11 protein-coding genes and 1 riboswitch are annotated in these 20,256 nt (G+C 45.8%); of the genes, 4 read left to right on the top strand and 7 right to left on the bottom strand.

Annotated features, from left to right (window positions below):
• Positions 1–299: 299 nt before the first annotated feature.
• Positions 300–3,149 (bottom strand): PAS domain-containing sensor histidine kinase, encoded by a 2,850-nt coding sequence (locus tag H7T88_RS09970; RefSeq protein WP_221788299.1) that lies wholly within the window; start codon positions 3,147–3,149, stop codon positions 300–302.
• Between the two features lie 339 nt (positions 3,150–3,488).
• Here H7T88_RS09970 and H7T88_RS09965 point away from each other — a divergent pair, with 339 nt between their 5' ends.
• Positions 3,489–4,187, top strand: coding sequence for a response regulator transcription factor (locus H7T88_RS09965; RefSeq protein WP_154891727.1), 699 nt, complete (start codon positions 3,489–3,491; stop codon positions 4,185–4,187).
• A gap of 82 nt (positions 4,188–4,269) precedes the next feature.
• Here H7T88_RS09965 and H7T88_RS09960 read toward each other — a convergent pair whose 3' ends face one another.
• The gene (locus H7T88_RS09960) at positions 4,270–4,686 is read right to left on the bottom strand and encodes a hypothetical protein (protein WP_154960162.1); all 417 of its coding nucleotides are present in this window, start codon (positions 4,684–4,686) and stop codon (positions 4,270–4,272) included.
• Between the two features lie 253 nt (positions 4,687–4,939).
• Between H7T88_RS09960 and H7T88_RS09955 the strand changes: the two genes are divergently transcribed.
• The 3 genes from H7T88_RS09955 to H7T88_RS09940 all read left to right on the top strand — a co-directional run bounded on the left by H7T88_RS09955 (position 4,940) and on the right by H7T88_RS09940 (position 8,844).
• On the top strand, positions 4,940–6,082 hold the full coding sequence (locus tag H7T88_RS09955; RefSeq protein ID WP_154985122.1) for a virulence factor: 1,143 nt from the start codon (positions 4,940–4,942) through the stop codon (positions 6,080–6,082).
• A gap of 172 nt (positions 6,083–6,254) precedes the next feature.
• A riboswitch (Lysine riboswitch) is annotated at positions 6,255–6,473 on the top strand.
• 112 nt (positions 6,474–6,585) lie between these two features.
• On the top strand, positions 6,586–8,076 hold the full coding sequence (locus tag H7T88_RS09945) for an amino acid permease (protein WP_154891731.1): 1,491 nt from the start codon (positions 6,586–6,588) through the stop codon (positions 8,074–8,076).
• A 138-nt stretch (positions 8,077–8,214) separates the two neighbouring features.
• Positions 8,215–8,844: a class D sortase gene (locus H7T88_RS09940; RefSeq protein WP_154891732.1), complete on the top strand. Its 630-nt coding sequence runs from the start codon at positions 8,215–8,217 to the stop codon at positions 8,842–8,844.
• A gap of 157 nt (positions 8,845–9,001) precedes the next feature.
• On the opposite strand, the gene H7T88_RS09935 is transcribed toward H7T88_RS09940, so the two are convergent.
• The 5 genes from H7T88_RS09935 to H7T88_RS09915 all read right to left on the bottom strand — a co-directional run bounded on the left by H7T88_RS09935 (position 9,002) and on the right by H7T88_RS09915 (position 19,612).
• Positions 9,002–13,546, bottom strand: a complete 4,545-nt coding sequence (locus H7T88_RS09935) for a collagen binding domain-containing protein (protein ID WP_221788298.1) — start codon at positions 13,544–13,546, stop codon at positions 9,002–9,004.
• 210 nt (positions 13,547–13,756) lie between these two features.
• Positions 13,757–14,884, bottom strand: a complete 1,128-nt coding sequence (locus H7T88_RS09930) for a transglutaminase domain-containing protein (RefSeq protein WP_090924460.1) — start codon at positions 14,882–14,884, stop codon at positions 13,757–13,759.
• Between the two features lie 320 nt (positions 14,885–15,204).
• Positions 15,205–17,607 (bottom strand): YcdB/YcdC domain-containing protein, encoded by a 2,403-nt coding sequence (locus H7T88_RS09925; protein WP_221788297.1) that lies wholly within the window; start codon positions 17,605–17,607, stop codon positions 15,205–15,207.
• Positions 17,608–17,799: 192 nt separating this feature from the next.
• A complete protein-coding gene (locus H7T88_RS09920) occupies positions 17,800–18,762 on the bottom strand; it encodes an alpha/beta hydrolase (RefSeq protein WP_253491369.1) in 963 nt (320 codons plus the stop codon).
• A gap of 211 nt (positions 18,763–18,973) precedes the next feature.
• Positions 18,974–19,612, bottom strand: a complete 639-nt coding sequence (locus H7T88_RS09915; RefSeq protein ID WP_221788296.1) for a bifunctional 4-hydroxy-2-oxoglutarate aldolase/2-dehydro-3-deoxy-phosphogluconate aldolase — start codon at positions 19,610–19,612, stop codon at positions 18,974–18,976.
• Between the last annotated feature and the right edge of the window lie 644 nt (positions 19,613–20,256).

Below are 20,256 nucleotides of genomic sequence, written 5' to 3'. Positions count from 1 at the left end.
GATTTTTAATAACTCATAATACGAATGATGCTTTTGACTACGGCGTACAGTACAACTACAGCCGCCACCAAACAAACGATGATGAGCGTTTTCTCTTGTTTGCGAAACATATACGTGGTGCCCTCCTTTTGCACAGAATGCAAATTATGGCTCTATATACAGTGTGCAAAAGTTCCCGTTTTTTTATCCCAGATGACGAAAAACAAAGTTAGAACGATAAAAAAAAGCCTTTACCTTTCCGCACGGTCACGTGCCAAAAGATAAAAGCTCACGATATTATAATAACGATATGTTAAGAACTAGAGAACAACGTCCTGTTTGGGCAACCTGACTTTGAACGTACTGCCTTTCCCTGGCGCCGACATGAAGGTCAGACTTCCTTGATGATCCTCCACAATTTTGCGGGAAATATACAGACCGAGGCCCGTGCCACCAATCTGACGATGATCCGAATTATCTACACGATAGAATTTGTTAAACAGTAGATCCTTCTCACTCTCGGCAATCCCTATGCCATAATCCCTTACATCGATGCACAATGCTCCCTCTTCTTCCCATAATGTGACGTCGATTCGCTCTGCTCCTGGAGAGTACTTTACCGCATTGCCTATCAGATTATGCAATACTTGAACCATCCGGTTCTGATCCGCATAAGCAAAGAGATCACCATTAAAGACATGCACATAGATCCGCTGAGAAGACTTCATGTTCCATTGTTCTGCTACACCTTCAACAAGGTCCACGAGAGGAACGTAGGTCATATGATAAGTCATGCCTTCATTATCGAGTCGTTGGATATCAAGCACATCATCCAGCAAGCTGCTCAGACGTTTGCCTTCAGACGCAATAGTCTCCATAAACTCCTTACGTTGGGATGCCGGGAGGTCATACATTAACATCAGTTCAACATATCCCATGATGGTAGCCACAGGTGTACGAAGTTCATGAGAAACAACGCTAATCAACTCGTTTTTCATCCGGTTCAGCCGCTCTTCACCCGTTAAGTCACGAAATACGAGCAGGAATCCATGATTTTTCCCTGGCACGTCCATCTGTTTCATGTACAACGAAAAAACGCTTTGCTCCACGTTATCAAAATAGAAATTGGTCTCGATGAATGCTTGTTCTCCATCCAGAAATGCTCTTGTCTGTTCTGTCAGATTGAAGTTATCCGTCTGTACCATCGAATCGATGGCTTGAGCCAAGTCAGTGATGGATTCTCCTAGAAAATTACCTAGTCCAAACATCTCTTCTATTCGGCGATTCACAATTGTAATCGTGCCTGAACGGTCAGACATGACAAGTCCTTCGCGAACCGATTCAATGAATTGTTCACTGATATCGCGCTGTTCCTGAATTGCTGCCTTCTCTTGGAACAACTCCAGGTTAAGGTGCTCCAATACAAGGGCATGACGCACCCGGTCTTCTTCTGCACGAGTACGTTCTGTAATATCTTTGATGAACAGATTGTATAACGTCTCGTTTTTCCCCAATTGAATCTCTACAATTCGATACTCAATCGGAAAAACGGAGCCGTCATTGCGAACACCTAATATTTCATCAACCGTGATATATCGTTTGCCTTCGACATACTCATATTGCTCTAACATCAACTTAATTTCCTGTAAACTAATCCCCTGGAAAAGAGATGAGGCTTTCTTCTGCAACAAAACCTCTTCCCGCTCCAATCCAAACATCCTTTCGGCCTCGGGGTTAAACTCAATGATCACCCCTTGACAATCAACCGAGATAATGGCATCAATTGAAGATTCAATAATGGCACGTTTAATGCCTTCGCTGTTCTTCAGTTCCTTCGTACGAGCAATGACCCTGTCCTCCAGTGTTAACTTATCGAGTCGAATCTGTTCGAATTGTTCGAGTAACACATCCGCCATCTTGCGTAAGTTTCCAATGAGGATCTGCACTTCGGTCACATGACTGCTCGGCCAATCCATATTTCCGTTTCGAAAAAGTAGACGAGGAAGAGAACCTGTTAACCGGGTCAAACGAAGTAAGGGACTAACCACTTTGCTACTCAAAGGAGCTGCCACAATCATGGATGTAACGATAATAACGAATAAAGATTGAAAAGTAGTCAGATAGATCTTCTCAATTTGCGTGTAATACTGGGACGAATTGGTTTCAACAAACACCTGATAAGGGGTAATAGCCGTTTCCTCAGCCTCATAGATAAAAGAAGCTTGCCTCCAATGATCCAATATATCGCTGTAATGAGCTTTCTCTGAATTTAAAAGAATTGGGCCGCTCCTGGATGTCAGCACCTGAAAACTATCCAGGTTTATGAATTCTCCCGGAAGATACTCGGGGATTCCAGAAACAACGACAGTTCCACGCTGATCTAGTAAAATCACATTCATACCCAACAAATGGTGGTAACGCTCTACATTTTCTGCAAGGTTATCCGGCGTTACATACTGTTCATCTAAATCCTGAACCACAGCATTCGCTGCATGTTTCATATCCCGTAAGATGGATTCGTTCATCTGGCTCAATTGTCTGCGACTATCCACTGACAACAGGACAAGAGAGACAAACACAACAAAAGCAACCACATATTTAAATGCAATTCTCGCTAGGGGGATCGTGCCTGCACGTTTCGCCTGATGTTCACCCAGAGTGATCCAAAAATCAACCACAATGCCTGCAATCAGTGCGTTGACCATGCTCACGACAGCCACGTACATATATTCATATTTGGTCACTTCCACAGTCAGGCCTAAAACATAATATCCGTAACCAATTGCAGGAAGTAACATCACAATCCAGAACACAGCGTTAGCTTTGATCAGACTGCCTTTTTTATAATACCTCTGCCACCCCAGCATCCAGATCAGCTCTATAAAATGTCCAGCCATGACATAAAGGTTATGCGAATCCAGCCCAATGATCAGGCTTTTAGATAGATAAACTAACGTAAGTGATACAAAACCGTATATCCCTCCATACAAACGAAGGGCAACTAATGCTGTGGCACTAATGAGTACAAATTGAACACCATAGAACAATGTAAACGGAAAAATGGAACTTAGTGTGCCAAAGAACACCAGAAGACATGTTCCAATCCAGGGTCTTCTCAGTTGCAGTAGAATCCGTTCCAACAGGTTCCTTGCTTCCGTTATCCCATACATATACATCTGTCCTCACCGTGCATTCGAGGTACTTCTGCCCTCTTTGTTCTCTCTAACAACATCTGTTCCCCCTAATAGCTGGTGATAACTTCGAACCTTTTTTCCCTTTACGCACTCTGATCCATTATACTTTAATTAACATTCAAAATACGTATGGCAAAAATTATGATTCGGCAAAAAAAGTAATCTCATGATAAACTACACTATCAAGGTAAAGTCTTTTTGCAAGTTGGTGCTACTTCCTATATTCTGGAATAGAACCATTAAATTTTTTGCGGTATTTTTCATCATTTCATCGTAATTTCTTAACAAATCCTCGTTCGTAAGGAGTGTGAAGCTATGTCAATCAAAGTACTTCTTATAGAAGATGAAAAGAATTTAGCGGACATGATCGCTTTTTTTCTTGATGAGGAAGGATACATAACCGAGCGGGTTCATCATCCCCGTGAAGCACTTCATTTATTTTCCCAGTTTCAACCTGATATTGTGGTGACAGATTTGATGTTGCCCGAAATTGACGGTAACGAACTTGTTGATTCTTTTCGGCAACATTCCACCGTTCCTGTCCTGATGATATCTGCGAGTACGATGTTAAATGATCGACTTCGAGCCTTACATAACGGTGCTGACGATTTCCTCTGCAAGCCGTTTAGTCTGAAAGAGTTGGACGCCAGAATTAAAGCATTGTTACGCAGGTCGATTATCACTTACCAGGATAAACCCGTTAAAGAGAATCAGCCATCTGAAATGACAGGTCACATTAGTGTAAATGAATACAGGAGAACGCTATTTGTAGATAGTGTTGAAATCGATGTAACCCATATCGAATTTGAGATTATGAAGGAATTGTATCGCAATCCGGGCAAAGTATTTACCCGTAATGAACTGATGGACCGCATCAAAGGCTCAGAACGCGCCTATCTGGATCGAACCATCGACGTACATATCTCTAGTCTTCGCAAAAAAATAGAGCCCGACCCCAAAAATCCCCGTTTTATTAAAACGGTATGGGGTACAGGCTATAAATATATGGTCTAGTTGGTCGTAGGTACAGCCATCACAAAACATAAACATAACAAAGCTGTATAAAAACAGTTGCAAGCACCATGCTTCTTTCGTTTTACCTGATGTGTAAAGCGGAAGGCATGGTTATTGGTGTTTCGTACCCGAAAGTTTGCAGCCACTTCTCGATGCCGCTAACCAATTGATCGGGGTCTTGTTCATTCCAGAGCATCAACTTCATAACACCAATACCTGTAATCTGTTGCAGATGACGCTTACGGACCAAGGATGTAAAATCGGTAATGACCAGTAGAGGAACATCCGGTACAAAAGCACGGATGGCTTTCGCCGCGGCTATGGCCTGATCAGCGTTCCTATAATCCACAATGCAAAAACGGGAATTCTCCCAATCCCCTCTTCCTGTTCCCTTTACTGAATCTGATGGCGCAGAAGCAATCCAATCCTCAAACAAAGGTTTGATTTTCTCAAAGTTAATACAACGCTCTCCATCCGTTAGCACAGTAACAGGCTCCATAGATATAACCTCCAATAGCTTCTTACCTATATTGTGTCAGGTTTCATTTAAAAATGTTTGTGCACGAACATGAAAGAAGTGTTAACAATCTTCGCACTTCTTCACATACCTGCGCTAATGCTTCTCCTCGGCATGTAATTTCGCAGTTTTCCTGATTTCATGTAAAATAGAGGTGTCCGTTAAAATAAAGGTACTGTGTGATTTATTTTACGGGAGCTTATGTATCAATCTGCTATTATAGGAGGTTTCACCCATGAATATAGTTTCCATTGAACCAACACCGAGTCCAAATACGATGATGTTACATCTCGACGAACGTCTGGAAGACGGGATTCGCAGAACCTATACACTGGACAACGAACGTTCAGCCCCGGCGTTTATTCGCCAGATGTTACACATTCCAGGCGTGAAAAGTGTATTCCACACGACCGACTTCGTTGCTCTGGATCGTAAAGGCAATGCAGACTGGTCTGTGATTCTTGGTGAAGTACAGAGCCGTCTGGGTCAGGAAAGCGTAAATCTGGACTGGATTGAATCAGAAGATGCTTCAGGTGAACACTTTGGAGAAGCACAAGTTTTTGTTCAGTTTTTCCGCGGAGTGCCGATGCAAATTCGCGTCAAAGCCGGAACGAAAGAGGAACGGATTTCACTATCAGACCGTTTTGTCAAAGCCGTTACGGAAGTTGCCAGCGCTACAATGATCAAAGAACGTAAACTGAGCGATTACGGGGTACGGTACGGTGAACTACCGGATATTGCGCGTGAAGTTGAACAAGAACTGGAAGCGGCTTATCCACCGGAGCGATTGGAGCAGGTTATTCAGCAAGCTATTGCGCATGGTACAAATACAGAAGAATTCGTCGAGCATCGGCGTGCGCTGGCTGGACCGGAACTGGAAGAAGCTCTTCAGAATGAAGACTGGAATGTACGCTATGCCGCACTGGATGGTATGGAACCAACAGAGGAAAGACTGCATCTGGTAGCAAAGGCACTGCGTGACAGCAAAATGCAAATTCGTCGCTTGGCCGTTGTCTATCTGGGGGATATTCGTACACCTGAAGCGATGGAACTTCTGTACGAAGCGCTTCGGGACAGTTCTCCCGCTGTACGGCGTACTGCCGGGGATACTTTATCAGACATCGGCGACCCTGTTGCCACACCGGCCATGATTGAAACGTTGACGGACAAGAGCAAACTTGTGCGCTGGCGTGCGGCTCGTTTTCTGTATGAAGTCGGAACCGAAGAAGCGGAGCAGGCTTTACGTCTCGCCGCGGAAGATCCCGAATTTGAAGTGAGCTTGCAGGCCAAAATGGCGCTAGAACGTATCGAGTCTGGTGAACAGGCGGCCGGAACGGTGTGGCAGCAGATGGCAGGACGAAATAAAAAGCAGGATTAGATTTATCTTTTAGTTTTGTCCTTTAGGAACCTTCCAGGGAACAATCCAACATTTGTTATTGCACTGTAAATCGATGAGCGGTATACTTGTTGTCTGTTTGATTAACAGGTTACACGCTGCTCAAAGCGTGATTTCTAATTTCATAAACAATAGATACACCTCATCCATTGCATGGTGAGGTAGAGGTCGCGGGTGCGATCAGTAAGCTGAAGAAGGCGCTAGGAGCCGCTGTTGAGATCAGCCGAAAGGTGTACCCGCCGAAGTTTACTGGACGTTCCTTTATCGGTCCGGTGAGCTGGGGCTGCAGCCGAAAGGTGCAGAACTGTCACAGAAGTATTCGTATCTTTTTCTAAAAAAGGTATGACTTCTTCTGTGTTGAGCTATCTTAATCATCTGGGACATGGTGCGGATATAAATATTAAGACCGCAGGCTCATGCCTGTGGTCTTTTTTTGTTTATGGATCTATGATCTGCATCAGCAATACAATTGAAGGAGTGTTTTCATGCAAGACCGCAGCAACCAATCACACACAACAACAACTGGACCTACACTGAAAAAAGGATTGCGTGCACGTCACATGACCATGATTGCCCTGGGCGGCTCCATTGGTACCGGACTCTTTCTGGCAAGTGGTACAGCCATCTCAACTGCCGGCCCTGGGGGTGCATTACTTGCCTACGCGGCTGTTGGAATCATGGTTTATTTCCTCATGACCAGCTTGGGAGAACTCGCAACCTTTATGCCGGACTCCGGTTCTTTTAATACGTATGCGGCACGTTTCGTTGACCCCGCACTCGGCTTCGCCATGGGCTGGAATTTCTGGTACAACTGGGCGGTAACGATTGCCGCGGAACTCGCTGCAGCTACCGTTCTGATTAAATATTGGTTCCCGGACAGCTCATCCATGTTGTGGAGTCTGCTATTCCTGGTACTGATCTTTGCCTTGAATATCCTGTCCGTCAAAGGATACGGGGAATCGGAGTATTGGTTTGCCATTATCAAAGTGGCCACAGTTATTATCTTCCTGAGTGTCGGCGTATTAATGATCTTTGGTATTCTAGGCGGTGAAGCTGTTGGCTTCAGCAACTTTACAATCGGTGATGCACCATTCCACGGTGGCTTCTTCGCTGTGCTCGGCGTGTTTATGGCCGCAGGTTTCTCCTTCCAGGGAACGGAATTGATCGGTGTCGCCGCAGGTGAAAGTGAGAATCCACGCGAAAACGTACCTCGTGCCATTCGCCAGGTCTTCTGGCGTATTCTGATCTTTTACATTTTGGCGATTACTGTAATCAGTTTAATTATTCCTTACACTCACCCGAATCTGCTCAAAGGTGATCTGGAGAACATCGGGGTCAGCCCGTTTACGCTTGTCTTCGAAAAAGCAGGACTTGCGATTGCGGCTTCTGTCATGAATGCCGTCATCCTGACTTCCGTGCTCTCAGCCGGTAACTCCGGCATGTACGCTTCGAGCCGTGTGCTCTATGCACTTGCCCGGGATGGCAAAGCTCCACGTTTTCTTGGCAAGCTGAATAAACGAGGCATTCCGATGAACGCGCTGCTTGTCACAACCGCTGTTGGCATGCTTGCATTCTTGGCTTCCCTCTTCGGTGACGGTATCGTCTATACTTGGTTGCTGAATGCATCCGGCATGTGTGGATTCATTACGTGGCTGGGTATTGCGATCAGTCATTACCGATTCCGAAGAGCCTATGTCGCACAAGGTCGGGATCTGAGAGATCTGCCTTACCGTGCGCGGTGGTTCCCGTTTGGTCCAATCTTTGCCTTTGTGCTGTGTATCATCGTTATTCTGGGACAGAACTATCAGGCATTCACAGGTGACCAGATCGACTGGAGTGGAGTCCTTGTTGCTTACCTGAGTGTACCGTTATTCCTGATACTATGGCTCGGTTACAAATGGATCAAAAAGACCAAAGTTGTCCCTCTACAGGAATGCGACTTCACACCTGCTGAATCTTCAGGTATTAAGGAGTAAAAGACTAATCCTCATCCCCTGTTCTACAGAGCAATCTGTTTGGAACAGGGGATTTTTCTGTCCATATTTTGTATAGGTTGATCCGTACAATAGATAAGGGAACACCTATTATACTCTCAACCGAAGGAGAGATGTACTTTGAAAAAGTGGTCTGTCCTGCTTGTGCTATTAGGCCTGTTGACGATCAGCTTTCCAACGCTGCAAGGAATGTATTATGACTGGCAGCAGAGCCGAGTCCTGAGTGAACTGAAACATCTTCAGTCCGGCCTGTCTCAACTGAATCTTACCTTTGAACGCAGTATAGATACCGGTCATTCAGACCAAGAGGGAACTACCGGGGACATTGCCGCCAATAATTCCCTTGCACCCGGAACACTTGGAATTATCTCTATTCCGGTTATTGATGTGCGCTTGCCTATTCTGGAAGGTGCGACTCAGGAAAATATGAAGTTTGCTGCAGCCCATCTGATGGAGACAGCTTCAATCGGACAATCTGGTAATGCGGCGATTGCTGCTCATCGTGCTCATCGAAAAGGTCGATTATTCAACCGGCTGGGTGAGCTTCAAATGGGCGACTCTGTAGAGATCATACTTGCCAATCAAACAACCATACACTACAAAATCGATCAGATTTCCGTTGTAGAGCCTTCCGATGTATCTGTTCTGGAAGACCCGGGCCTTGGAGAAGTTCTAACGTTGATCACCTGTGATCCGCTGATCGATGCAACACATCGGCTCATTATACGCGCTGTAAAAGTAAACACTTAAATGGACTGCTACACCGTGATACAGCCTTAACCAAGAAAAAAACGTCAAAACACCCTCCCGCCTGCTCACGAAGATCAATTCTTCGTGGCATAGGCCGGAGGGTGTTTGATTATACGTTATTCGTATTTGTCCAGATCAGGGTGTCCAGCATCTCACTTTAGCGTTGGAACTGCTCTCTGCGCCGGAAGTACAAGTACCCTGCACTCCCCATAACCATCAGCATTAATCCCGAGACCGTGTAAACGATGGAGCTCTCTTCACCTGTCTTGGGCAGCATGCCTTGAGCTGACGTATGGCTGCTGTTCCCTGATGAAACCTCACGATCAGAATCTGTACCCGTAGGACGTGTAAGATCACCATCTTCGCCCGTATCATTGCCTTCTGTCACCTGAGGCTGCGTCTCATTTCCATCGACCGTTTCAGGCGCTGGAGGCGATGTCTCGGAATCATCATCCGGCTTGCTTCCACCCGCGCTTCCTTCTGCGGGTTCCGAAGGCTTCGTTACAATCGTACCAGGCACGGATATTTCCGGTGTTTTCCCATCAGGTGTATTTGGTTTCGTTGGTTCTGGAGTGTTGCCAATGTTAGGCGTACCCGGATTATACGGCTCACTCGGCCCGCCTGATACCGGAATAGCCCGGTTTGTCTTTTCTACAACAACGGCCTCGGTTTGTCGATTGGTAATTTCAAATACAACTGGCGTCTGATCCAATTGATAACCAGAAGGGGCCTTCACTTCAACCAACTGATACATATTGGGTTCAAGCTGCTGTAATTTAATCTCACCGTGGAGATCGGTTGTCAATAATGTCGGGTTGATGCCTGTAACCACGTTAAACAGCCATTCTCCATCCGGCCCCATAAGTGCTGATTGAGCACGTAATTCAAAGACCGCACCTTGCAGATGCTGCGTTCGGCTTGCATTATATTTCACCAGCTTTACCGAACGGTCATTTTCCTTGTTTTCGATCGTCACTTGAGTGTCTGGCTTGGTAATGGATACCGAAGTCTCCGGGGTTTCTATCACGAAACCTTCAGCTTTGGTTTCCACCAGTGTATACACATCATAAGTCAGATTGCCAAATTCAATGATACCCTGTTGATTCGTAACCCCGGTATCCACAATCGTGTTGGAGGAATCACGCAGTTCGAACTCAATTCCGCTCAATGGAGCTTGATCCTTGGCATTTACTTTCGTTACGGTCAGTTTACCTCCCGTACCGATGTGGTTCGTTTTTGTAAGTGTCACAATTTGTGTCTGGTTCGCAGTAATCGTGAACGGAATAGGTGTACTATCCACTGTATAAAATTCCGGCGCCTGAATTTCAATTAATTCATACGCCCCTGCTTCCAAATCTCCTTTGGTGATTCTGCCGTTCACTCCTGACGTGAGTTCATTAAGCTTCTCACGCGTTGAGCCCTGAATGTGATATAACTCAAAAACGGCCCCCTCCAGCGTCTTGGCTGGATTTGCTGCATCTACCTTGGTCAGTTCAAAGCCCTGACGAATCTTTTCGTTTACAATCTCGAAGGCTGCATCCGCATCCTTGAACTGTATCGTTTTGCCTGAAATAGAACCATACTCAGCGTCTGTTAGATATCCAGCGGGTGCTGCAACCTCCTTGAGACGGTAGGGTACACCACTCGTGAGATGCAGTCGATAATTCCGACTGCTTTCGGCCATTCCGTTCGCATCTGTCGGTTTCAATGTTTCCAAAAGAATTGTTCCAGATGCATTATAGATCGCGAAGATGGCTCCTTCCAGCGGTTGTCCGGTGTCATCCACCTTATGCACTTTGATTTTCCCCACTCCGGTGGATGCCCCTCCGCCTGCACCAGCCATCGATACCTTGATACCAGCCTGGCTACCTTCTCCCGCAACGGAAGAGGACTGTCCTGCAAAATCAACCTGATTTTGAATTCTCTCGCCATCATCAGCATTGATGAAGGACTGATATTCCAGAAGATATGCCGTGTTTAAGTCGTGCTTAAATGTGAGAGTAAATGTGTTACCGTCCACTGCCAATTCATATTCCGATGGATCAACCAGCCGATCCTTCACCGAAACATCGCCTGAATTGTTTGCAGGCAGTTGAATTTCATACAGCTTCATTGAATCGGCAAGCAAAATCTGGTTGCCGGATAACGTGTCCGTTAATTCAGAACCCGCGGCAATGAATGACTGACTTGGATTAATGTTTACAACCCATGAGGCCAGATCTGATGTCCCCACCTGACGGCCTGTTTTGTTCACATATACTCCGCCATGGGCTGGAGTAACTACAGCCTTCTTGTCAAAACGTACAGGCCCGCCTTCAGCATCCGTCAGAACAACATGATTGCTGTACGAACCCTCCACTGCATACGCTCCGTCCAGACTCGTTTGATACACCACGCGATAAGCTTTTTTGCCGATGTCACCCAGATTCAGCGTAAAACCTTTGCCATCCGGGTTAAGCTGGAATTGACCCGATGTCAACGTGACCTCATCACCAACTGATGTAACATTGTTGGCACCCCTCAATTCAAGCTCATTCACTTTCAATGATCCATCCACAAAGGATTGATTCCCGATATAGGCATCCTTGAGAATGGCCTCCTGAAGATCGAACAGATTGTAATTCACATCAATGGTCCAGGTAATCGCTTTGTCCCTGGCGCTGTATTCGCCCCTCTTGTTACCATTCTCAATTGTGTAATTCTGGGGTCTGACCACAGCAAACTTTGTTATAGCGGTCTGCGGAATGCCTGATTCATTCCAGTTTAGCGTTGCCGTGTTGCGATATTCATTGTTTGTTGGCATTCCAGCCGTTGGATCAAAGCTTGTTTTATAAGTGATCAGATGTTCTTTATTAATCATACCGCCAGGTTTCAGGCGAATCGTAAACCCTTTTTCAAAATTCACATCCGCCGGGTCTGCTACAGGTTCTGCCTCGAACTGATCCTGCTGATCGCCACTGATCTGCAGACTGCCCGGAATAAGCTTCATATGTCTGCCTGTATAATCATCTGTGATGACGATGTCCGTCATCTCCTTTTGATCCCGGTTCAGCACAATCTGCCACTCGATTTCCTTGGCATTGAAATTTTCATTTTTTACACTCTTCGCAAAAATAACTTCCTCAATATTTTTTTGACCTTCCTTGGTCGTGCCATCCTGTGTGTTTACTGTATTAACTACAGTCTCATTTTCGTATATCCGCTGTATGGCCTGGGTGTCATATTCAATCTCATAGGCTTTATCAATATCGTTGTTGAACTGCAGCTTAAAACCTTCATTAAAACCGGTGCCGACACCAGTCACCGTGTAGTTTGCAGGATCAACCTCTGTTCTTGTACCAGGGCGACCATCCGATTGAATCTGTACTTCATATACGCGAAGTGAACTTGCAATCAGCCTCTGTTTTGCCGTATCGAAACGGTCTTCAAGCCATGCACTTGCCTGTGCAATGGTTTGCTGATTATAGTTGTACTGAACCTTCCATGTAATCGTCTGAGTAACTGGATCGTATGCACTTTCTTGTCCCGACTTGTTCAGCGGTTCATTGAAACTAACCGTAACACGTCCAAGATCGGATTCATTATACTCGCTCTGATCTGCTGTCAGCGTCACTTCATTGGAATAAGTTACACCTGTATAGGGAGCACTAGTCGGTGCCTGAATGTTCGTCTTGTATGTGACACGATATGCTTTGTCGATATTGCCCAAGTTTACAGGGAACTGGGTTGCTGTATTAACAACAGGACCTTCCTTCACGGAACCATTTAACTGGACCTCCAGCTCGCGGATCTCAATATCCCCTTGAAGTGACAGCCCCAGCGGTAATGTATCCTCCAAAACCACATTGTTCATGATCTTTTCGGCCTGATTAAAATCTACGGTCCATTCAATCTCATCCGAATTGAAATTATTTTTGTTTGCTTTCCCTGTCTTCTGAAGTTCATCCTTCGCGGTGTTTGCAAAATTCACATCAATAATGCCTTGACCTGCACCACTAAAATCAATCTTCTGTTTCAGTCCATCTTGCATCTTGCTCTCGTCAAATTTGACCCACACATAGAAGTTTCCTTCCAGCTTGGCATGTTCGAGCATTTCATTAAAGGTAAATACAATGGTGCCGTCCGGGTTCACCACGTATTCTCCGACGCCCCCGTCCAAACTGCCCCTCAGCTGTGAGCCTATCATAAACTTGTCAGGCAGGTGGAATGTGAAGGTCGATCCATCCCCGTAAGAATGGGTATCATCCCCAAATCCCCATTTAAAAACAACCGCAACTTCATCCGATATCCGTGGGCGAATATCCTCAATCTTGTCTCCCTTGACTTCGATCTGACCGTTGCCGTCATAATCCGGCTTCTGGTTGTACATCTGCACACTCGTAATCAGATTCTCCTGAATCTCGGGAGCTGCAGCAGCGGTAGCCATAAGGCTTACGTTTGTATGGTTCGCTTCCTCTACAGATGCCGTTTGATCCACATCTCCCTGGACTGATTCATCATCCGTAGTAGTATCCGTATTGTCCTGTTCCTCAGGAACCGTGTCATCCTCTTCTGGTGAAGGTGGTTCTAAATTATTCATTGTACCCGCCGAGATCAGGTTCGTGTCATCCTGAGCATGCACAGTTGATGTTAACACCATCCCTTGTAGCAATTGCGTAACCAGCAAAAGTGCAATCATCATGATGCCCACTTGTCTCTTCATGTTCCGCATATCCTCCTCGCTCATAATGTTGGCAGACGCCGAGGAATAGAATAACAGGGGAACCTATACAAAAAATAGACAATGGACATGCTGGCAGACTGGACAACAAAAAGAGCACCCGTCATGCGGTGCTCTTGGTACGAAGATACGTTGATACAGCTATATTTGACGCCACTGAACCTGAACCAGACTATATGCTCCTGCCCTCTATTACAAGGTCCAGTTAATTTTGACACGCAGATCTGTTGTATCTTCCATCTTGGAGACAAAATAAGAGATAGACTTCATACCCAGCTGGTACAGATCCTGCAAATCTTCGATCAAACTGCTCTCTGTGCCCTTATATCTGAAGGTTAACGAAGTTCCGCCCTCATTTAGCACACCCTGAACTTTGGTTTTGAGCACTGCGCGTTCCTTGACTGCATCCTGTTCATTATACAGAGAATACTCCAGTGCATGGTACAGCTTTTGGTATACCTCCTGCTTGTTTCCGTCCGTCTTCGCCAGTTTAAGCAGAGCATCACGGTAAGGTGCATAGGCTGCAGGGTACTTGTTTTTGCCTGTCCAGACATGGTCACGCGCCATCTCTTTATCACTTAACAAGTAGTAGCTATGACTCACAACGCCTTTGCGATCAGGTGTTGGATCATCCCACGTCGTGTCCATATGGTACCACTTTCCATCCAGCTTCACCAGGTTCCAGGCATGAAGTTGCCCGCCTGCTTGACCTTCAACGATGCGATTTTCAATCCCTACCCGCTCCAGCATGCGGTAAGTAAGCAAGGAGTATCCTTGACATACGGTACTGCCTGTCGCAAGTCCGTCATAAGCCGTATATTTTTGTAATGAAGTATCATAAGCAAGATTCAGCACAATCCAATCATGAATAACTTTAACCTTCTCATGACTCGTCATGCCGGGTTTAATAATTTCTTTGAGCACACTAGCTACTTTCCGATTCACATAATCGGTCTGCGCCTTCGTTTCCCGGTAAGAGAGGGTCACATCCACCTCGGCCGATGTATTGGAGCCTTTATAGTTAAACGCATAACTTTTCACTGTATATTGAATATAAGGATCACTCTTCATTGCTTCATCGATAGAGGTCTGCAACTGTTTCTTGAGGCCCTTCACATTCCCCTTGTAGGTAAACACCACTTTCTCTGTACGCTGCGACATCGCATTCAACAGTGTCTGACGCAAATCCGTCGCTGTAGATAGTTCGGACGTGCCTGACGCTGCATACAATTGATCCAGGTCAACTGTACGCGGCAACCAAGCGGCAACAAGACAGCCTGCCAGCAACATGGTGATCACTCGTTTACCGTTCTTACCCATGAAAGGACCCCACCCTTCTTCGTAGCATTCTCATGCCCTATTGTATCATAAAAGGTCTTGCTTTCATTGTTGTATATAAGTTGAATTAAAAATTTCACACAGTCCACTTCGTTAACGTGTAAAAGAATAATTCGACTTGTATCTTTCCAATCTTAGTGGAATCAAGTGGAAAAGGGACCTTCTCGGAAGGCCCCTTGAACTTTAGTTGCAGTCATCATGTTTGCCGCTTCACTTCATCCTATGTCTTTCTGGAGCAATTTATGAGTGGCTTTGCATGCGTACAGATTCGTACACATTAATGCAGGTCAGCCTGCCTGGAATCAATAAAGGCGGCTACCCGTCATGAACGTGTCCGTCTTCCCTTGCAACTTGGCAAGTCGTTCAAGAACTTGAGATGCCTCAGATACCGTTACTTTGCGAGCAGGCATGAATCTTCCCTCAATAGAAGGTAACAAGCCAAGCTTCAAGCTCAGAGAAACAGCGCCCTTATTGTTGATCGCACTGGCGTCGGCAATGTTAGGCAAATCTGACGGCTGCATATAGAATCCGGCGAGCTTCTCATAACGCAGAATACGCATCAGCAAGACCGCCAATTCCTCACGTGTCATTTCTTCCTCAGGTTTTAGCTGCTTCTCAGGGTCAGCTCCACCGATCCATCGTTGATCTATAAGGACTTTCACTGCCTTGTAATACGGACTTTCTATCGTTACATCAGCAAAAAGCTTCTCATTGCTCTCACTGTTATAGTACATGTCCATGTTCGGATTAATTGCTCTTGCCAGATAGTTGAACCAATCCCCCCGGGTAATGACCCGATCCGGAAATACACGTCCCTGCTCGTCAGCAATCAACACCTTATGCTTGGTCATGTTACGCAAAGCTGATTCAGCAATATGACCCGCAATATCTGTCGGTTCGATCTGAGATGCCGCATGGTCTAGACCGTACATGAAGAACCATTGACCTGTATTAGCATCCAGCAATTCATTCAAATTGTATAGAGATTTCTTACCGCTTACAGGTACATAAGCCAAATTCACCCCCACAGGTACAGGTTCACTAGTACCCAAACCGAACCCACCGTAACGAGCATAATTCAACGTTAACGTATATTTCTTCAGATAGAGTTCTTTAGCTTTTTCGTAAGAGATTGCAGGTGTAATATCTGCCGGTAGTTGCTCAGGAGATGCCGCAAGGCGTGTATAGAATTCAGTAATATCCCCATTGTTCCTTACCTGCACCTGTGCCGTGTCATCCTGAACCCGAATCCCGTTCAAATAACGCTGAAATACAAACGTACGAGCATCGTCTGCTTCTATCATTCTGGCCAATTGATACTGCTCTTTGGCTTGTGGTACAGCGGCAATGATCGTATTTATTGCAAGTTTCTCGGCCTGTGTTGAAGTAACCGTCTTTTTCTCCTTCTCTTGAGAAGGTTTTTCCTGCCCCATCTCTGGTCCAACCCGTTGCATCAAATTGTAGCTGTAGACCTGTCCGGTAACCGCATCGACCTGTGCCGAAATATCACGCATGAACATATAGGATATGTTTGCATTGCGATTGCTCCAGCTTAGACTCCAGACCTGGCTGTTCGCATTACCATAGTAACCTTTGGTTAATTGACTGTGTTCGAGTTTGTAATCCTTGGGAATGTCAAAATTGGCTGCAACCCGCTCTACTGCCTGTTGCACATTTAAGCGCTGACCGTTGGCTGCAACAAATGCCGGCCCATTGCCTGTTACTTTTTTATTTTGTTGTGAACTGCTCTTGTCCACGGCTTTTCCTGTCATCACGTCAATTCGGTCTAACGTGTTAGCGTTGATCGGCCCCATACTATCACCTTTGGGCAAATAACCGAGAACATATTTTTGCCCTTGTCTGGATGACCATTGTTCTTTGGAGATATAGGCAAGCTCTACATCAAATCCATCTTCAAATACCTGTCTGGCCTGCTCTTCCGAGGCCTTCGGCTTGGAGGAAGGATATTTCGCCGAGATGGTCGAACGTGAATACGATGTGGCTTGACCTCTCTCATCCACAGTTATGTAGACTGTCTCTGCATCCGACACGACGCCATCATGTTTTAAGTTATAGACAAACTGATATTCATTGCGGCCAAATAACGCTTGTTGTTCCACAGGTGAAACCGTGTCTCCTAGCGGCACATACTGTCCTTCCTGTAGTTCAGGAATTGCCTGATGTAGCAGTTCCAAAGCTGTTTTTTCAGCTTCTTCCTTGGTAAGTTGAACATCTGAACCGGATGACAGCTGACTCTCCACAAATTCAGATGGCAAATGTACGCTTAGGACTTCCCCCGTACCTGCATGCACATTCGCGCTGAATCCCATGGAATGATTACCTTGTACAATTTGAAATCCAATATCCCATACCTTGTAATCCGGCGGTGGGTAGGAATTGGATACATCGAAATTAGCAGACGAGATCGTCGCTTTTTTTAATAACGGAAACAGCTTTAATATATTATCAGCGGCTTGCCTGGATGAAATTTTTGCACCCTCCGGCACGTCATTGCTTGTTACGTCTAGTTGATCGTTTTCCCCCGACACTGCTTCATTCACTGAGCCAGTTCCCGCCTGAGCAGCGGATGCGCTCCCCGTCAAACCCGGTACCTGTGTCGTAAACAGCAGAGTTGCCATTGCTGTTGCTGCGGCTTTGGCTGTGAACGTTTTTAGCCTTCCATTCATGTTCCAATCCCAACTCAAAATGGTTACCTCTCCCTTCAATCTCATGCAGGATGCATCATAAATACTCTCGCATGAATTTTGCCATTCTAATCTATGATACCATAAGCTTCCTTTTTAATCGCTGTTTTCCGGGTAATTTTACAATTGTGAATTTCTGTATAATGAAAAAACAAAACAAAAAAACGCCAATCAAGTTGGCGTTTCCTTCTATCAACCTGCACTATGATGCAGATCTGTTCCGTCCTGATTTATTGTAGCTTCATCATGCGTAACTCGCTCTGGAGCAGAACGAACATGCATTTTCAGGAACGGAATCACCGTGTCCCAAAAAGCCGGGTCTTCCTCTGAGCAACTGTGTCCTTCACTGTTAACCCATAGATGCTCTACCGGCGGATCGGCTTTGGACATAAAATATTCCAGTTCACTCGGCGGAATAAAGTTATCCCCCTTGGAGTGTACCATCAGGAATGGCAACTGCATGCTTCTTCTCCGCTCATTCAGCATCATTACGGCATCATTCTGCTGATAAGTCTTTAAAGACTCACCTAACCGCCAAAACCAGATTCGGGGGATCAACTGTGCCAGTGGGAACAGCGGCAAACGCCGGCGTCTCAGTTCCGAACTGACGATCACCTGAAATTGGGATGGCATGGAGTCGGTAACCACGGCGGAAACTGGAATGCCTTCTGTAATTGCTAGAATCGTCCCCAGTCCACCTAAGGAATGCCCCAACACGCCAATCGCTTCGGGATCAATCTCGGAACGGCCTGATACATAGGTCAACGCAGCCAGTAGATCGTCCCTGAACAGATAGGCCGATGCAGCACGAACAGGATCACTGGCTCCATGACTACGTACATCATACATAAACAGTGCATACCCGGCCTCCCAGATGGGGCGTGCATAGCGTAATACACGAGAGCGATTGGAACCCCAGCCATGTGCGATGATTACGAGCGGCCAGGGCTTAGGAACATCGGGTCTCGCTGGAATAAACCAACCTTGCACCTGTCCCCCTCCACTTTCAAAGGTAATATCCTCAAAAGGCATCGGCGGTGTCAACGTAATCGGAATTTTTTTGGGTGTCTGGCTTTTTACCGCTGCCTTCCATAAACCACCCGCAGTTACAGCGGCCACTGCCAACATACCGCCAATCATCGTTCTCGCTTTCACAAGGCCTCTCTCCTCTCTGGCTACTGACATACGCTTATCATACGATAACAGGATCAACTACACGTTAAATGATCTCCACTTTTTGTTTGTTATAACGATTAACCGTGTAAACTCTTTTTATATATACCCCATTACGCCTAATTTACTTATTTCTTCTTAAATTAAAACCTCTGCTCCAGTGCCTTTACTCTTACCGTTACCTAACCTCAGTCTACCGGTCTGTTCTCGTTGTCGCCGCCTTCACAAATGCTCTCGCTCGCTCTGCAATCTGTGCACTATCTCCTGAATTCAGAGCTTCTTTTGGCAAAAGTGCACTTCCCAAGCCTACTGCGGCTGCACCTGCCTCATAATAGGAAGCGATATTCTCCAGCGTCGCACCACCCGTTGCGAGCAGTGGGATGTGATCGAGAGGTGCCTTGATTTCACGCAGGTATGGAATACCCAGACTAGCCACAGGAAACAGCTTAACAGCCCGTGCTCCTGCTTCATGCGCAGCAACAATCTCCGTAGGCGTCATGGCCCCGGGCCAAATCTCAACACCGTGTTCTACAGCATATTCAATGACAGACAGATCGACATTGGGGGAGACCAAAAATTGTGCCCCTGCAGACACGGCCTCCTTCGCCATGCTCACATTGAGTACCGTGCCTGCGCCGACATAGGCTTGTCCTTCGTGACGTTCGCGCCAGTCAGCAATGATCTGATGCGCATTCGGTGTATTCAGCGTGACTTCCATTAGACGAATGCCGCCTTCGGTCATCCCCTGACCGGCTGTCACCGCCGCTTCCCGGCTTATGCCACGTACAATTGCGACCAGTCTGGATTCGAGTAATACTTTTGTCAGATTCATATCCATTCACTCCCTTACTTCGTTCAGATTCGGCAGCCGAGGACCCGTCTTGGTGTACACTGCTTTTCCGTTAAAAACTATTGTAATGCATATGCTCCATTGGATGAAATACATTAATCCATATTAGGGAACTGTGGACGTAGTGATGTGAAGTTAGGGAATTTAAACAAAGCAACAATAAGTCCACCAGTGGTGTCAAGACATCAAGACATCAAGACATTTTCATTATGTGGTTGCAATTTATGAAAGCCGATTCGGTTTAGGCATAGCATTATAGCATTTAAATCTTCTAACGATCACCAGTGAGCTTATTTGGCCTGATTCGCCACTTTTTATTTTCTAACGATCTCCAGAGAGCTTATTTACTCAAATTAGTTATGATTTCACCCGATTTTGTCCATTTTTGGCGAAATAGCGTCTGTGGTGATCATTAGAATTTTCAAACCCCCAAAAGTCTTGAAATAAGCTCTCCTGTGATCGTTAGAATAAAGTCGGAGCCAGTTACCCACGCACCATGAATCCCATTAACGTAATGTAATAACCGCTCCGACATTTTAACATCCACTCCGAGATACATTCTCCAAAGAAAACTCTGAGCGAGGGTTTTCCACAAACTTATCCTTCGGGATATTAAGTTCTTCCGC

Source organism: Paenibacillus cucumis (ex Kampfer et al. 2016), assembly GCF_019748695.1.
GTDB classification, from domain to species: Bacteria; Bacillota; Bacilli; order Paenibacillales; family Paenibacillaceae; genus Paenibacillus; species Paenibacillus polysaccharolyticus.
Note: the sequence above shows the minus strand (reverse complement) of the source record. Positions and strands in the feature narration are given on the sequence as shown.

Coding starts and splice junctions, on each gene's coding strand:
- H7T88_RS09970 (WP_221788299.1), bottom strand. CDS start 3,149: ATGTATGGGATAACGGAAGCAAGGAACCTGTTGGAACGGATTCTACTG.
- H7T88_RS09965 (WP_154891727.1), top strand. CDS start 3,489: ATGTCAATCAAAGTACTTCTTATAGAAGATGAAAAGAATTTAGCGGAC.
- H7T88_RS09960 (WP_154960162.1), bottom strand. CDS start 4,686: ATGGAGCCTGTTACTGTGCTAACGGATGGAGAGCGTTGTATTAACTTT.
- H7T88_RS09955 (WP_154985122.1), top strand. CDS start 4,940: ATGAATATAGTTTCCATTGAACCAACACCGAGTCCAAATACGATGATG.
- H7T88_RS09945 (WP_154891731.1), top strand. CDS start 6,586: ATGCAAGACCGCAGCAACCAATCACACACAACAACAACTGGACCTACA.
- H7T88_RS09935 (WP_221788298.1), bottom strand. CDS start 13,546: ATGAAGAGACAAGTGGGCATCATGATGATTGCACTTTTGCTGGTTACG.
- H7T88_RS09930 (WP_090924460.1), bottom strand. CDS start 14,884: ATGGGTAAGAACGGTAAACGAGTGATCACCATGTTGCTGGCAGGCTGT.
- H7T88_RS09915 (WP_221788296.1), bottom strand. CDS start 19,612: ATGAATCTGACAAAAGTATTACTCGAATCCAGACTGGTCGCAATTGTA.